The organism is Pseudoclavibacter sp. VKM Ac-2867, assembly GCF_015351275.1.
Lineage (GTDB): Bacteria > Actinomycetota > Actinomycetes > Actinomycetales > Microbacteriaceae > Pseudoclavibacter.
Map to the genome: position 1 here is coordinate 78,790 of NZ_JADKSL010000017.1, position 15,520 is coordinate 94,309.

Annotated in this window: 10 protein-coding genes; 6 read left to right on the forward strand and 4 right to left on the reverse strand. The window is 67.8% G+C overall.

What is annotated here, in order from left to right:
* Window positions 1-76 precede the first annotated feature (76 nt).
* Window positions 77-3,571, reverse strand: coding sequence for a glycosyl hydrolase (locus ITJ67_RS15410; protein WP_194678226.1), 3,495 nt, complete (start codon window positions 3,569-3,571; stop codon window positions 77-79).
* A gap of 160 nt (window positions 3,572-3,731) precedes the next feature.
* On the opposite strand from ITJ67_RS15410, the gene ITJ67_RS15415 reads away from it, so the two are divergent.
* The gene (locus tag ITJ67_RS15415; protein WP_160074511.1) at window positions 3,732-4,355 is read left to right on the forward strand and encodes a TetR/AcrR family transcriptional regulator; all 624 of its coding nucleotides are present in this window, start codon (window positions 3,732-3,734) and stop codon (window positions 4,353-4,355) included.
* Between the two features lie 95 nt (window positions 4,356-4,450).
* On the opposite strand, the gene ITJ67_RS15420 is transcribed toward ITJ67_RS15415, so the two are convergent.
* From ITJ67_RS15420 to ITJ67_RS15430, 3 genes are all read right to left on the reverse strand, one after another.
* Window positions 4,451-8,083, reverse strand: a complete 3,633-nt coding sequence (locus ITJ67_RS15420; RefSeq protein WP_194678227.1) for a glycosyl hydrolase — start codon at window positions 8,081-8,083, stop codon at window positions 4,451-4,453.
* 122 nt (window positions 8,084-8,205) lie between these two features.
* Entirely contained in the window at window positions 8,206-8,988 is a 783-nt protein-coding gene (locus ITJ67_RS15425) for an SDR family NAD(P)-dependent oxidoreductase (protein WP_160074507.1), read from the reverse strand.
* Entirely contained in the window at window positions 8,988-9,821 is an 834-nt protein-coding gene (locus tag ITJ67_RS15430; protein WP_194678228.1) for an SDR family NAD(P)-dependent oxidoreductase, read from the reverse strand. The genes ITJ67_RS15425 and ITJ67_RS15430 overlap by 1 nt, the downstream gene beginning before the upstream one ends.
* Window positions 9,822-9,901: 80 nt before the next feature.
* Here ITJ67_RS15430 and ITJ67_RS15435 point away from each other — a divergent pair, with 80 nt between their 5' ends.
* From ITJ67_RS15435 to rhaS, 5 genes are all read left to right on the forward strand, one after another.
* On the forward strand, window positions 9,902-10,546 hold the full coding sequence (locus tag ITJ67_RS15435; RefSeq protein WP_194678229.1) for a TetR/AcrR family transcriptional regulator: 645 nt from the start codon (window positions 9,902-9,904) through the stop codon (window positions 10,544-10,546).
* Between the two features lie 145 nt (window positions 10,547-10,691).
* A complete protein-coding gene (locus ITJ67_RS15440) occupies window positions 10,692-12,200 on the forward strand; it encodes a sugar ABC transporter ATP-binding protein (RefSeq protein ID WP_194678230.1) in 1,509 nt (502 codons plus the stop codon).
* Window positions 12,200-13,252: an ABC transporter permease gene (locus ITJ67_RS15445; RefSeq protein WP_104244625.1), complete on the forward strand. Its 1,053-nt coding sequence runs from the start codon at window positions 12,200-12,202 to the stop codon at window positions 13,250-13,252. Before ITJ67_RS15440 ends, ITJ67_RS15445 begins: the two co-directional genes overlap by 1 nt.
* Window positions 13,249-14,322 carry an ABC transporter permease gene (locus ITJ67_RS15450; RefSeq protein ID WP_104332712.1) on the forward strand — a complete coding sequence of 358 codons (1,074 nt, stop codon included), beginning with the start codon at window positions 13,249-13,251 and terminating at the stop codon, window positions 14,320-14,322. Before ITJ67_RS15445 ends, ITJ67_RS15450 begins: the two co-directional genes overlap by 4 nt.
* A 98-nt stretch (window positions 14,323-14,420) precedes the next feature.
* Window positions 14,421-15,452 (forward strand): rhamnose ABC transporter substrate-binding protein, encoded by a 1,032-nt coding sequence (gene rhaS, locus ITJ67_RS15455; protein ID WP_104300943.1) that lies wholly within the window; start codon window positions 14,421-14,423, stop codon window positions 15,450-15,452.
* The last annotated feature ends 68 nt before the right edge of the window (window positions 15,453-15,520 follow it).

Here is a 15,520-nt window from a genome sequence, read left to right on the forward strand (position 1 = left end):
TCAACGGGATCGCCCGGACGGTCGTCAGCTGGGGCTGTGACGACCGTCCGGGCGATCTCGTTCGGACCGAGAGCGGCTACTCGCTCGTCACGCGTCCGCGGCGCTTCTTGATGAGGAACGCCGCTCCGGTGCCAGCGAGCACGACCCCGAGGAGGGCGAGGAAGCCGGCGAGGCTGCCGTCGACGCCCGTCGTTGCGAGGTCGCCGTCCTGGCCGCCGGCGTCGGATCCACCGTTCCCGGACGCGTTGCCGCCGCCGTTGCCGGGGCCCGACGTCGGCGCGGTTGTCCCGGTACCGTCCGTGGAGGTCGGCTGCGGTGTGGGCTCCGCAGTGCCCGTCGGATTCGGCTCAGCGATGCTCTCGACCGCGCTGTTCAGCGTGACCGGGCCGACGAGGCCGGCCGGGATGAGACCGGAACCGCCGTGCACGCTGTTGTACGCCTGGTACTTCACGTTGGCGACCGGGTCGCTGTTGTACAGCTCCTTGAGGCCTTCGCGGCGGTTGCTCTGCACGGGCTGCACGTCGATCTCGATGACGTTGGAGCCGTTCACGAGCGCCGGCGCGATGTCGACCTCGTACGGCGCGGCGTACAGCTGCGTCACGAGCTCGTGCTCGGTGCCGGGATTCACGCGAACTGTCGCCGCGTTGTTCACGGTGCCGAGGTTCAGCACCGCACCGCCCTCGAGGAGGTCGGCCGCATCCGGGATCTCGACCGTGGTTCGGTACGTTCCCGAATCGGTGACGTACCGCAGCTCGTTGCCGAGGAACCCGTCGGCGCTCCAGTCGCCGAGGACCTCGCCCGTGTACTCGGACGTGCTCGGCTCACCCGGTGCGTTCGTGCCCAGGTTGTCGGCCGTGACCTCGAGCGAGAAGGCACCGAGCTGGTGGCCGACACCGCGCTCGGTCGTGTCGATCGACGAGGGGGTCCCGTCGGAGATCGCAGAATCGGCGATGCCGGTGCCTGCTGGCTCGCAGAGCAGGACAACCGCTCCGCTCGCGTCGAGTGTCGCCGAGACGACGTTGCCGTCGACCTCCGCGTCGAAGATCTCGCCCGTCTCGGGGTCGAGCCACCAGCAGGAGTCGAGGTCGTCGGCGACCGTCAGGCTGACCCCCGTTGCCGCCTCCGCGGAGGTGTTGCGCACGTACGCGAGTTCGCCTCCGGTCGAGAGCGTGCGGCGCCCGAAGCGGATGTCCGCGTTCTCCTCGTAGGAGATGGGTGCGTCGACCGAGGCCGCGAGTGCCGCGGGGACGGCGGCTGCCTCGATGGCACCGCCCATGGCGGCGGCGATGTCGGACACCTGCGCATCCAGTGCGGCGTACTCGCCGCCCGCGTAGCCGGGCTGCGCGGCGGGAGCCGTATCGACGAAGACGATCGGGGCGCCCGCGTTCTTGAGCTTCTGCAGCGCCTGCATCGTCTCGAGAGGCACGGTGCCGCTCTCGACGAGCATGGCGTCGAAGGATGCGTTGCCGCCGTTCGCGACGAGGTGCGAGCCGTCCCAGCTCAGGCCCGTCTGGATGGTGTCATCGTTGATGGCATCCCACGCCCAGCCGTTGGCCTGGGCCGTGGTGACGGATGCGAGCGGCGTGGAGCCGCCGCCGAAGCCGCCGCCGCTCGCCAGCGCCCCGAAGAGCGGCATGTAGATCGCCACGTCGCTGCTGTTCTTGCCCGACTGCATGACGTAGTTGGCGCGCGACGCGTAGTCGTTCATCGACGCGTAGTAGTCGGCGATGCCAGCCGTGTCGGCCATCTCGACGCCGATCGTGGGCCAGGCGCGCCAGCCCTCCTCGGCGAAGAGGTTGTCGTCGGACGTGAAGGCGGGGTCGTCGTTGCCGCTGTAGGTGGCGCTGAGCCCGTGGTAGAAGAAGTTGTTCACACCGCTCGTGGCCATGAGGTCGTAGCCCTGCTTCATGAACTCCGGCGTGATCTGGAACGGCACCGAGCCCAGCGTGAAGACCTCCGAGGTGACGAGGTTCTTGCCGTAGAGGTGCGCTCCGGATGCGACGCGCTTCAGCTGGTATTCGTCGAGGCCCTCGGTCTCGGGGATGTCGACGTACTGCGACGACTTCAGGGTGTCGATGGGCGGGTTGTACGCCTGCTGGCGGTAGTCGATGCCGTACTCGCCGAGGGTGCTCGAGAACGCCTCGAGGCCCTGGAGGAACGAGTCGTTGAGGAGCACTCCGTAGTCGTGCACGATGCGCTGCGACTCCTCTTCGCTGAGGTTGCTGGCGAGCAGCGGCATTCCGCTGCCGCCGCCGAAGCGGCTGACCTCCGGTGTCTGCAGTCCGAGAGCTGCGTACTCCGGCTTGACCGTGGGGGTTCCGTCGATGAGGAACGAGTCCTGGTAGATGGAGTAGAGGGAGGGGAGGTACGGCGTGATGTCGTAGCCGAGCAGCTCCTGCGACTCCGCCGCGGCCTGGATGAGGTCGTTGTAGTGGCGGTCGGTGTAGAACTCGTAGCTGTCGTTGAAGGCGGCGCGGATGTCGCGCGACTCGACGATGTCGTTCAGCGCGGCTTCGCCGAGCCAGCCGTTGACGAGCTTCGTGATCGCGACCGGGTTGAGGTGGTCGACGACGTAGTTGCGCTTGTCGGTCGTCGTGTTCTCGATGATCGAGTTGAAGCCGTACGCGCCCGTCGTGGCGCTGTAGAGCGCGACGATCTCGTAGTCGCCCGCCGCGAGGGTCGAAGTGTCGACGCCGAAGGTCGTCTGGCCGTCGCTCGGGTAGGAGAGTTGCGCGGCATCGAGGTCGAGCACCGGCTGCTGCTCGTAGGTCTTGACCGAGCTGAAGTCGGAGGTGAGGGTCTGGTTGGCCGTCGTCAGGTCGGCGCCCTGGCCCGTGATCGGGGCGAGCATGACGGAGTTCAGGTGCGCGTTCTCCGGTTTCCACTCGCCGAAGTCGAAGCCGAACTTCTCCGAGGCGAAGAACGGGCTGACCTCTGCCTTGGGGATCCCGAGCGAGAGCTTGCCCGTGCCGGTCGGCACCGAGACGTCGCCGGACACGAGGGTGAGTGTGCCGGCCGCATCCACCCGAACGGTGGCCCGGCCCAGCGCCATCGTGTTCTGGCTGTCCTCGAGGTCGATGGAGTCGTCGCTCGCGAGGTAGCCGCTGCCGATGTTGAGGTCGACGGTGATGCCGAGCTCGTTGGCGCGGGCGATGACTGCGTCGAGTTTCGCGAAGTACTCGGGCGACTCGTAGCCGAGCACGGCCTCCGTGTCGTAGCCGGGGGCGGCGTCGTAGATCGAGCCGCCGTTGCCGCCGTTGCCCGCGATGCCCTCCTCGGTCAGGAACCCCTTCGAGAAGGCCACGATCTCGACGGCGCCGAAGCCGTTCTCGTGCAGGTAGTCGACCTGAGCGAGCAGGTCCTCCTGGCTGGCCGCGTTGCCAGGCCACCACCAGCGCACGCCTGGGCGGAAGTCGACTCCTGGTTCTGCGAACTCGGTGGGGTCGATGGCGCTGGTGGTCGTGGTGTGCTCGTCGCCGACGGCTGGGCCGGCTACAGCGAGCGTGCAGGCGACGGTGAGCGCTGCGCCGAGCGCAACGGCTCGTCGCCCTCGTCTTCGTGGATCGTTCATCTTGTGACCTCTCTGGCATCTTTGCCAACGACGGGGTGTGAACTGCCGCGCCAGCTCGTGGGGTCCGAGGGCGCGAGTGAGACCGGATTCGGGGAGTTGAATCGATTCAGTCGTGAACCTAACACGTGTTAGACAATCTCGGCAAGGGAGAATGGTCGCCATGTCCTCAGGAGCAGCCGCCGATCCCGTCCCGCGGTTCTCGCAGAGGGACGTCACCCCGCATCCGAGGCGCGACCAGATTCTGGATGCGGCCATGCGGGTCTTCACGGTCAAGGGCTTCAACGCGGCATCGATCCGCGAGATCGCCGTCGAAGCTGGCATGTCCCACACGGGAGTGCTCCACCACTTCCCCGACAAGGCGGTGCTGCTTGAGACGCTCCTCGAGCGTCGTGGCCAGCGCGCCGCCGCGGAGGTCGGCCTCGACTTCTCCACCGGGCTCTCCTACCTGCGCGGACTCCTGGCGCTCGCGGAACGCGACGTTGCGAAGCCGGACGGGGTCCTGATGTTCAGCATCGTGTCCGCGGAGGCGTTGGCTCCGACGCATCCAGCACATGCCTCGATCGCGCGGTGGTACGAGTTTCTCCGGTCGACGGCGTTCGACGCGCTCACGGATCTGCAGGAGAAGGGGCTCTACGCTCGCGCCGACGTACCCGTCGAACTCGCCGCCGTCCAGATCGCCGGCCTCAGGGCCGGGCTGACGCAGCAGTGGCTCCTGGCGCCCGAAGTGGATGCGGCCGCAGCGTTCCGCGTGCAGCTGCAGTCGTACGTGAGCGAGCCGCTGTAAGGCAGGAACCGCGCCAAGAATCGGCGGGCTCGTGCAACGAAAGCGGCCCCTGCATCCACACGATCATGGAAGCAGGGGCCGCGTTCTGGGCCGAACTACTCGCTCGTCACGCGTCCGCGGCGCTTCCTGATGAGGAACGCCGCCCCGGTGCCAGCGAGCGCCACCCCGAGGAGCGCGAGGAAGCCGGCGAGGCTGCCGTCGACGCCCGTCGTGGCGAGGTCGCCGTCCTGGCCACCAGCATCCGAGTCGCCGTTGCCCGAACCGCTGCCACCGTTGCCCGGTGCCGAGGTCGGCGCCGTGGTCCCGGTGCCATCGGTCGAGGTCGGCTGCGGCTCGCCGGTCGGCTGCGGGGTGGCCGTCGCCGTCGGTGCCTCGAACGCGACCGTGTCGCGGTACGGCGTCAACGTGACCGGGCCCATGAGGCCGGTCCGCTGCTGCTCCGCGGTCTGGTAGTTCGAGTCGCCGGTCGCTTTGACGGCATTGAACATCGTCGTGGCAACCCGAACCTCGATGCGGTTCTCGCCCGGCTCCAGCTGGTGGCCGAGGTCGATGCGTGCCCGGTCGGCCTGGTTCACGACGACCTGCACGCCGTTCACCCAGACCTGGGCAGTATCGAGCACGTCACCGAGGCTGAGGTAGGCGCCATCCGATTCCGTCCAGGCCTCCGGAAGCGTGACGGTCGTCGAGTACGTGCCGAGCCCGGATGCGTTGCTCAGGTCGACCTCGCCGGTCACCTCTCGCCACGACGGCAGCTTCCCGTCGGCGTCGGCCGTGATGTCGATGGCTGGCTGGTCGACCTTCTCGGTTTCGGATGCGGTCATTCCCGTCGCATCGGGCGCCGGGCCCCACGTCTGGGCGGCGAGCGACCAGGTGCTCAGTCCCTGCGGAGCCGCCAGGCCGGTCACGTCGGTCGTCGTCGACGAGCCGTCGCTGAACTCCGTCCCGAACGTGCCATCGCCGGTCGCGCGCACCGAGATGCTGCCGTCAGCTGCCGGTGCCAGCACATCAGCATCGCTGGACACCGCGTGCACGGCGGATCCGTCGTCGTCGACGAGGGCGAAGATCGCCGTGTCGTGAGCGGCGACGTCGATGGAGACCGTGACGCTGTCACCATCCTGCGTGAACTCGCCGACCGGCGTCACCTCTCCAGACCAGGGGTCGAGCTGGTAGGGGCGGCCGGTGCCCGCGAGGGTCAGCGACTGCTGGACAGCCTCGCCGGACCGGTTGTACACGAAGTCGTACGTGACGCCTTCTGCCGCGCGACGGACGAAGCCGAGTGCTGAGCCCTGGTCGCTCGGGGACACGGCGGGCGCGATCGAGTCGCTGCTGAGGGCAGAGGGCAGCTCCGCCTCGGTGCCGAGCTGCGTGACGCTCGGCTGCGCGAGGAGTTCCGCGACGACCGTCGCCAGCTCCTCAGCTCCCGGCTCAGCGCCCGTCAGCTCGCTCGGCGCCTGGCCGACGACATACACGCGGAGCCCCTGCTTCGCGAGGTCACGCAGCGAGCGTGCCCCGTCGAGGGAGATCGTGCGCTGCTCGTTGAGGACAACCGCCTTGTAGGCGGAACGGTCGCCGAACAGGCCGCCGTCCGCATCAGGTGCCAGTCCTTCTTCCGCGAGGAACTGGGGCGCGAAGTAGTCGTAGGTGTACCCGGCGGATGAGGTCGCGGAGTCGGTGCCGAGCATGTGCTGCTCTGCCTGCTGTCCGCTCACCGACGAGCCCTTGAGGCCCAGGTCCTCGTAGTAAACGCCGAGGTCGAGCTTCGCCTGGCCTTCGCGCAGCACGTACTGCGTGCGGGCGAGGGCGTCGTTGACCCCCGTCATGTCCTCCCAGTTGGCCTGGCGGGGTCCGAAGACATCGTTCACGTTGAGCGCGCCGAAGATGTCCCACGGCTGGTAGCCGGGCCAGGTGCCGCCATCGCGGCCCGCTGTGCCCACACCCGCAGGTGCATCCGGGTAGGCGAAGCCATGCCAGACCAGCTGATTCACACCACCCGCGTAGCTCTTGTAGACGCTGTCGAGGAGACCCTGCGAGTACTTGCCGCCGAGCACCGAGCCCTCGCCGCTGTCGGAGAACTGACCACCGATGTTCGGGCCGGCCATGCCGGAGCGGTAGCCGCCAAAGAACACGGCGCAGCACTCGACCGAGACGGTGTCCTTGCCGGCCAGGTGGGCGCCACCGCTGACGACGCGGTAGTTCTGCTCAGCGCCGAGCGGGTTCGGGCTGCCGAAGTTCAGCGACTCGCCCTCGGGGATGCCTGATGCGGAGGAAGCGTGCGACGTGGAGGTGGGTAGGCCGTACGCCTGGACTCGGAAGTCGAGGCCATGCGTCTGGGCCCAGGACTGCATGGGGGTCACGTACTCGTCGACGAACAGGTCGCTGACGGTCTCGCGGTAGTCTTCGCGGGCTTTCTCGCCGACCTCTCCGATCTCGAATGCCGCCTCGTGCGAGCCCTGGATGCCGATACCTGCGAGTGCGGGCAGTACCTCCGTGGCGTCGTAGCCGCGGCGCTCCTCGAACTGGTCGAGGAAGCTCCAGGTCCACTTCTGCGACTCGCCGAGCTCGAGGGAGTCCTCGAAGATGGCGCCGCCTCCGACCTTGTCGAGGTTCGCCTTCACGGCGTCGGTGAGGATGTTCTCGTCCCAGAAGTCGGCCTGGATGTCGACGCCGCCCCTGCCGAGGTGATCCACCACATAGTTCGGCTGTGTCGCCGTGTAGCCTCCGCGCTGTCCGACCAGACCGGATGCGGTCTGCTGGAAGTCGATGATCACCCAGCGTGCGCCGTCGGCTGGGAACGTGTAGTCGAGCTGGCCATCGACGACCTTGTCGGTCACGTCGACGATCGATCCCGGCACGAGTGCGGCGGGCCCCTCGCTGCCGGGGGCGCATTCGGCTTCGCACTGTGCGATCACGGTGCGGAGGCGCGTGGTCTCCGCGACGTTCACGAGGGGCGCATCGACAGCGTGATCGCCGGAGATCGGCGTCACGGTGAGCATTCCGGTTGCGCCGAGGCGGTCGCCGACGGCAGTGACGGTGACGGTCTCGGACGTTCCCTCTGCCCCGAGCGTCACGACGTCGCCGATCGCGAAGCCGCCGAGGCTCGCGACGGTCAGGGCCGTCTGGCCTGCGGTTGCTCCCTCGGCGAGCTTCGTCGCGACCGAGGGTGGTGCTGTCAGGGGCGAGGGGAGGGCGCCGGTGACGGCCTCGCCTGCTGCGTGAGCTGACCAGCCGAAGACGAGCTGCTGCTCCGCCTCCGGCTGGTTGAAGCTGTTCAGCGTCGGCACGGTCGGCGGGTAGTGCGGCCCGAGGTTCTGGTCGACGATGAGGCCCAGCTCGGCGGCCTTCTCGGTGATGACCTCCATCTTGTGTGCCCACGCGGGGGTGCCCCAGCCATACTCGGCCAGGAACGCGTTGCTCTGGTTTCCTTCGCCAGCGACGATGAACGGAGCGACCTCGACACCGCCGGCGCCGGAGGCGGCGATCTGGTCGAGCTGTTCGCGCAGCACACTGTCCTCCGTGTAGGCCAATGGCATCCACCACCGGAACATCGGCCGAACAGCTGAGGGCGGGTCAGCGAAGGCGGCGGTGTCGATGACGGGAACCGCGGCCGTGGGAGGCGTCGGGTCGGCCGTCGCCGGAGTGGCGAGCAGTGGGCTGAGGAGGACGGACAGGCTGGCTGCCGTGGCGATGGCGACGGTGCGGCGCCTTCGACCTCGTCTTGGTTGGGTCACGGAGTGTTCCTCTCCCTGCGCTCGGCAGGATTCGAGTGGGGCGATTGGAAGGTGAAACGATTCACAACTGGGCCGGAAGAACCCCGCCCCCTCGACTGCTCGAGGAAGCGGGGGTGACGGACTCAGGCTTGGATGACGGCTCCGCCGTCGGCGTTGAAGTTCTGGCCGGTGATCCAGCGGCTGTCATCGCTGGCGAGGAAGATCAGGACTGGGGCGATGTCCGTCGCTGGGTCGCCGAACCTGCCAAGCGGGTTCACCGACATCTGCTGCTTCACGAACTCCGAGTACTCGGGCGCGAGGCCGTGCAGGATCGTGTCAGTGAGTGCAACCGGCGCGAGCGTGTTCACGCGGATGCCACTCGCCCCGAGCTCTCGGGCAGCCACCATGGAGAGGCCGCGGATCGCCGCCTTGTCGGGAACGTAGGACGCGTAGCCCTCCATCCCGGTCTCGTACACGCCGGAGACCAGATTGATGATGGATGCTGTCCCCTCCGTCCTGCACATATGCGGATGGCAGAGCTGCATGAGGCGCCACACGGCGACCACGCCGACCTCGAACGCGGTGCGAAGCGACGAGACGTCCTGCTCCAGGAACGGCGTGAGCTCAGCTTCGAAGTTGGCGTTGTTGACCAGCACGTCGATGCGGCCGAAGCGTTCGACGGTTCGCGCGACGTAGCGCTCGAGGTGCTCCACGTCGGTCACGTCGCAGACCACGCCGAGAACCTCTGCCCCTTCGGCTTCGCAGAGCGCCACGGTCTCGCGCAGTGCGGCCTCGCTCCGCGCTGAGATCGAGAGCTTCGCTCCGGCCTTCGCCAGCTCGATCGCGTTCTGCTTGCCGAGCCCCTTGCTGACGCCCGTCATCATGACGACCCTGCCGTGCAGGCGCCCCTGGTGCTGCGTCGACATCAGATCGTCTCCCCGGCGTCGGCGAGGAGCGTGCTGCCGGTCATGATCATCGACAGGTCACTGGCGGCGAACAGCACGACGCGCGCGATGTCATCCGGAGTGCCGGTGCGGCCGATCAAGCTGTGGTTCATGACGTCGAGCTCGGGCAGTTCCACGCCGGCGGCCTTCGCAGCTTCCATGCCGGCGGCGGCAGCGGCGATATTGCCCTCGGTCGGCACGTAGCTCGGGGCGACCCCGAGGACGCGGATCCCCATGGGAGCGAGATCGAGCGCGAGCGACTTCGTGAGTCCGCGTGCCGCGTGCTTCGAACTTGCATAGGCGGCCATGCCGGGGAATCCGACCGTGAACCCCGCCGTCGAGATGACGTTGACGATCACGCCGCCGGAGGTGTTCCCGCTCATGTGCTTCGCCGCCTCGCGGGAGCCGAGGAAGGTGCCTCGGGCGTTCACCGCGAAGACCTGGTCCCACATCTCGACCGGCATGTCGAGGACGGGGGCGTTTGGGAAGATGCCCGCGTTGTTGACCCAGATGTCGATTCCTCCGAGCTCAGCGGCGGCGCGGGCGGCTGCGGCGGAGACGGAGTCCGCGACGCTCACGTCTGCGGCGGCGCCCATGGCGCGGTTGCCGTGCTTGGCGGCGATCTCGTCGGCGGCGGCTGTCGCACGAGCCGCGTCGAGATCGACGATGAGTAGATCTGCACCGGCTTCGGCGAGCCGTTCGCAGATGGCCCGCCCCAGGCCCTGGGCGCCTCCGGTCACGACGGCGCGCCGGCCTCTGAGCGAGATGAGGTCCGAGATCGGGGCATTCGAGACGTCGGGGAGCGGATGCGGCATGAGACCTCCACGTTGAGTTCAGGCGAGTATTGGCAGAGTATGTCAATACTCCGAACCCGGCAAGGAGCAACAATGTGGACATGAGTGAGACACGTCGGCCCGGGCGACCCGCGTCTGCAGATCCGCGCCAGCTCCGCGTGCAGATGCTGGAGATCATCCTCCGCGAGGGGTATGAGCACGTCACCATGGCGCAGCTCGCCGCCGAGGCGGGCATCAGCCTGCGCACCCTGCATCGGTACTTTCCGGCCAAGGGGGACATTGTCTGGTTGGGTGCCGAGGGCGGGCACGAAGCGCTCAGGCGTGAGCTCGACGCGGTCGACCAGGGGTTGGCGCCCCTCCAGGCGCTCGCCGTCGCTGTCGGCAGGGTCTTCGACCTCGAGGTCGAAGAGGAGCCGACCGCACGCCTCCGGCTCCGCGCCATCGCAGCCATGCCCCCAGAGCAGTCTTCGCGCCCGGATGCCTATCTCGGCTGGCGGCAAGAGGTCGCCGTGTTCCTGGCGCGCAGGGCCGGACTGCATCCGGACGGCCTTGTTGCGCGTGCCGCGAGTGCGGCCGTGCAGGCCGCCATGGCTGAGGCGCTCTCCTGGTGGGCGACCGAGGCGGGCGCAGATGAGGCCGCCCACACTGCCGTCGAGCGAGCTTTCCAGGGGTTGGAGGGGTTGTTGGGGCCAGCTTCCGAGGAGCGCGGCGCACCCTCCGGTAACAACTCTGCATCCTTGGCTTGACGTTTTCTGCGAGCGTCGCGTAGTGTCGCATCCAGTCGCTTGAAACGATTCACAAAGTCCGTGAAACAGCAGGCAGGCTCACGCCGCTCACCACCGAGCACCCCTCAACACCCCCGCAATACTCAACGAAGAGAACGGAGCCACCGTGACGAGTTCGCAAGTCGTACTCGAGCTGCGCGATGTGCAGAAGTCATTCGGATCCGTCGTCGCACTCCGATCCGGCACGATCGCCGTCGAGTCCGGATCCATCCACGCACTCGTGGGTGAGAACGGCGCCGGCAAGTCCACGCTCGTCAAGATCGTCGCTGGCCTCTACCAGCGCGACGCCGGCACCTTCCAGCTCGGCGGCGAAGACGTCAACTTCACATCCACGGCCCAGTCGAAGGCCGCGGGCGTCGCGGTCATCTACCAGGAGCCGACGCTCTTCCCCGACCTCTCGGTCACCGAGAACATCTTCATGGGCCGCCAGCCCACGAACCGCTTCGGCCGCATCAACCGCTCGGCGATGCGCGAAGAGGCGAAGGCGCTGTTCGCCAGACTCGGCGTGAACATCGACCCCGACCGTCCGGCCGAAGGCCTCTCCATCGCCGACCAGCAGGTCATCGAGATCGCCAAGGCCGTCTCGCTCAACGCGCGAGTGCTCATCATGGACGAGCCGACCGCAGCCCTCTCCGGCGTCGAGGTCGACCGACTCTTCGCCATCGCCCGCAGCCTGCGCGACGAGGGCCGAGGGCTCATGTTCATCTCCCACCGCTTCGACGAGGTCTTCGCCCTCTGCGACAAGGTCACCGTCATGCGCGACGGCAGTTACATCGCGACGAACCTCATCAGCGAGACGACCGTGGATGCGCTCGTGCAGCAGATGGTCGGACGCGAGGTCACTGAGCTGTTCCCGAAGCAGGAAGCCGTCATCGGCGAGCCAGTGCTCGTCGTCGAGGACCTCGAGAGCCCCGGCGTCTTCCACGACATCAACTTCACCGTCCGCTCCGGCGAGATCGTCGGGCTCGCCGGCCTCGTCGGCGCCGGCCGCAGCGAGGTCGCCCGCGCCGTGTTCGGGGTCGACAAGTACAAGTCGGGTCGCGTCAGCGTCGAGGGCAAGGTCGTCAAGCCGGGCTCGCCCGTCGCCGCCATGCAGGCCGGCCTCGCGCTCATCCCAGAAGACCGCCGCAAGCAGGGCCTCGTCGTCGACTCCGGAGTCGGCGAGAACATCACAAGCGTCATCCTGAACCAGCTCACGAAGCTCGGCGTCATCAGCGGCCGCAAGCAGCACGACGACGCCCGCACCTGGGCGACCAAGCTCGAAGTGAAGGCGCAGGCGCTCGACACGATCGCCGGCACCCTCTCCGGCGGCAACCAGCAGAAGGTCGTCATCGCCAAGTGGCTCGCGACGAACCCCAAGCTGCTCATCATCGATGAGCCGACACGAGGAATCGACGTCGGCACCAAGTCAGAAGTGCACCGCCTGCTCTCCGAGCTCGCGGGCACCGGAATGGGAATCCTCATGATCTCCTCGGAGCTCCCAGAGGTCCTCGGCATGGCAGACCGCGTGCTCGTCATGCACGAAGGCCGCATCGCCCAGGAAATCGACCGCAGCCAGGCGACCAGCGAAAGCGTCATGCGCGCCGCGACCGGCGCAGTGACGGTGGTGCTCTGATGACCACGACCACCACCCAGGGGCCGCACCCCACCGCCGGCGCGCCCATGCCGCCCAAGAAGGCCATCCGCTTCGGCAACTTCGGCAAGGCCCGCGAGCTCGGCATCCTCCTCGCCCTCGCGGTCGTCCTCATCGTCGCGACCATCGCCAACCCGAACTTCCTCTTCAGCCCCGACGGCTGGCGAGACCTGTTCCTCACGCCGTCCATCCTGCTGCTCGTCGCAGTCGGCCAGGCGATCGTGCTCATCACCCGCAACGTCGACCTGTCGGTCGGCTCCGTGATCGGCCTCACCGCCTTCCTCACGGGCCGCCTGTTCATCGACTACCCGGGCATCCCGATCCCCGTCGTCGTCGTCGCGGCAGTGCTGTTCGGCGCGATCCTCGGCTTCGTCAACGGCGCACTCGTCGCCTACGTGCGAGTGCCGGCCATGGTGATCACGCTGGGCACGCTCTACGCGTACCGCGGCATCAACGTCATGTGGGCCGGCTCGAGCCGCATCAACGCGAGCGACATGCCCCGCGACTTCCTCGCACTCGGCACGGGTCAGATCCTGACCATCCCGATCCTCACGATCATCGCCGTCATCGTGCTCGCCATCGCCGCCTGGGTCATGAAGAACACGCGAGCGGGCCGAGAGTTCTACGCCATCGGCTCCGACCCGGACGCCGCGAAGCTCTACGGGCTCCCCGACGTGCGCCGCGTGCTCACCGCGTTCGTGCTCTCGGGCGCACTCGCCGGCCTCGCCGGTGTCTTCTACGCCGCCCGCTACGGCACGGTCAGCTCGCAGGCCGGTGCCGGTTGGGAACTGGATGCGGTCGGAGCTGCCGTCATCGGAGGCGTCGCCATCACCGGCGGCGTCGGAACCCTGTGGGGCGCCGCCATCGGCGCGATGCTCCTCATGACCATCAACCGAGTGCTCCCGCTCGTCGGCATCCCGGACTTCTGGCAGCGCGCCGTCGTCGGTGTGCTCATCCTCGCCGCGATCGTCCTCGACCGCGTCCTCGCCATCCGCCAATCCCGCAAGCTCGTCGAAGCGAGGGAGGAATCATGACCGCTCTCACGACCCCAACGTCGTCCGCTGCAACGCAGCGCACCATCGAGAACTACTCGCAGCCAGCCTGGCGTCGGATGCTGTTCACCCGCGAGATGGCGATCGTCGCCCTCCTCGTCGTCGTGTGCGTCGTCTCGATGTCCGCGGTCAAGGGCTTCTCGCAGCCCATCACCATCACGTACCTGCTCATGGACGTCGCCGCGGTGCTCATCATCGCCCTGCCGATGACGCTCATCATGATCACGGGCGAGATCGACCTGTCGGTCGGCTCCATGGTCGGCCTCTCGAGCGTCACAACGGGTGCCCTCTACCAGGCTGGCGTGCCGTTCGAGCTCGCCGCCCTCGCCGCCCTCATCGTCGGCGTCGTCGGCGGAGCCTTCAACGGCTTCCTCGTCACGAAGGTCGGCCTGCCGTCGCTCGCCGTCACGATCGGTACCCTCGCGCTCTTCCGCGGCATCGCGGTCGGCGTGCTCGGCACCGCCGCGGTCACCTCGTTCCCCGAGTTCTGGACGGACATCGCAAAGGCCAAGATCGTGGGCACGCCCATCCCGGCCATCATGATCCCGTTCCTCATCCTGCTCGCGATCTTCATCATCGTGCTCCACTACACGCCCTTCGGCCGCGGCGTCTACGCCATCGGCCTCTCGAAGGAAGCCGCCCACTTCTCGGGAGTGCCCGTCGGCCGCACGAAGTTCGTCCTCTTCGTGCTCGCAGGCGGCCTCGCGGCCCTCGCCGGCATCTACTTCACGCTGCGCTACGGCTCAGCGCGAGGCGACAACGCGACCGGCCTCGAACTGCAGGTCATCGCAGCCGTAGTGCTCGGTGGCGTGTCCGTCTTCGGCGGACGCGGCAAGCTCTACGGAGTCGTCGCGGCAGTCCTCCTCATCGGCGTCCTCGCCAGCGCCCTGCGCCTCGCGAACGTCACCTCCGACGTCATCAACATCATCACCGGAGTGCTCCTCGTGGCCTCCGTCGTCGGAGCAAGCCTCCTGCCCAGGATCCGCCGCAAGCGGCCAAAGGCAGAGAAACCGCTGGTCGGTACGACCAGCGGGACAGTTCCCAAGGGCTGATCGCCTCCCAAGAACTGCAGCCCCACCTCAAACCCAACACGCAACACCCCAACCGTCGCCCGGAACACCGAGCGGCTCAGTACCCGAAGGGAACCCCCATGAAGCTCGCAACGAAGCGGCTGAGCGCAGCAGGCGCACTCGCAGTAAGCGCTGCACTCGTGCTCACTGGATGCACCACCGGCGGCGACGACACCGCTGCAGGCGGCGGAGACACCGGCAACCTCACCGTCACCTTCCTCCCGAAGAACCTCGGAAACCCGTACTTCGAGGCGTCCTCCGTCGGCGGCCAGGCAGCCGCCACCGAGTTCGGCGGAACGTTCGCCGAGGTCGGCCCCTCGGAGGCCACCCCCGACGCGCAGGTCAGCTACATCAACACGCTCACGCAGCAGGCCGTCGGCGGCATCGTCATCTCCGCCAACGACCCCGAAGCGATCTGCGACGCCCTCAACGAGGCACGCGACGCCGGCACGAAGGTCGTCACCTTCGACTCCGACACGAACCCCGAGTGCCGCGACCTGTTCGTGAACCAGGCAGACGCTGACGGCATCGCGAAGGCGCAGATCGACCTCATCGCCGAGCAGATCGGCGGATCTGGCGAGATCGCCATCCTCTCCGCCGCGGCCAACGCCACGAACCAGAACGCCTGGATCGAGAAGATGGAAGCGTACGTCGGCACCGAGTACCCCGACATCACCATCGTCGAGACCGTCTACGGCGACGACGACGACCAGACCTCGTTCGACAAGACCGCTGCGCTCCTCCAGACGCACCCGAACCTCAAGGGCATCGTCTCGCCCACGACGGTCGGCATCGCGGCTGCGGCACGCTACATCCAGACCTCTGACTTCAAGGGCAAGGTCGCGGTGACCGGACTCGGCACGCCGAACCAGATGCGCGAGTTCGTCGAGGACGGCACCGTCACCTCGTTCGCGCTCTGGAACCCGGAAGACCTCGGCTACCTGTCGGCGTTCGCCGCCCAGGCGCTCATCGCCGGAGACATCACCGGCGCCGAGGGTGACACCTTCGAAGCCGGCAAGCTCGGCGAGTACACGGTTGGCGCCGACGGCGTCGTCCTCCTCGGCGACCCCTTCGTCTTCGACAAGGCCAACATCGGCGACTTCAGCTTCTAGGAGCTGAAGGCGGGGCCAGTCGCCCCGCTGAGCTGAACTGCGGACGCCGCGCCGGGACCATCTCCCGG

Bases quoted from the DNA above. Each gene is read 5' to 3' on its own strand.
- ITJ67_RS15435 (WP_194678229.1), top strand. From the start codon at position 9,902: ATGAGTGAGACACGTCGGCCCGGGCGACCCGCGTCTGCAGATCCGCGC.
- ITJ67_RS15415 (WP_160074511.1), top strand. From the start codon at position 3,732: ATGTCCTCAGGAGCAGCCGCCGATCCCGTCCCGCGGTTCTCGCAGAGG.
- ITJ67_RS15445 (WP_104244625.1), top strand. From the start codon at position 12,200: ATGACCACGACCACCACCCAGGGGCCGCACCCCACCGCCGGCGCGCCC.
- rhaS (WP_104300943.1), top strand. From the start codon at position 14,421: ATGAAGCTCGCAACGAAGCGGCTGAGCGCAGCAGGCGCACTCGCAGTA.
- ITJ67_RS15450 (WP_104332712.1), top strand. From the start codon at position 13,249: ATGACCGCTCTCACGACCCCAACGTCGTCCGCTGCAACGCAGCGCACC.
- ITJ67_RS15410 (WP_194678226.1), bottom strand. From the start codon at position 3,571: ATGAACGATCCACGAAGACGAGGGCGACGAGCCGTTGCGCTCGGCGCA.
- ITJ67_RS15425 (WP_160074507.1), bottom strand. From the start codon at position 8,988: ATGTCGACGCAGCACCAGGGGCGCCTGCACGGCAGGGTCGTCATGATG.
- ITJ67_RS15430 (WP_194678228.1), bottom strand. From the start codon at position 9,821: ATGCCGCATCCGCTCCCCGACGTCTCGAATGCCCCGATCTCGGACCTC.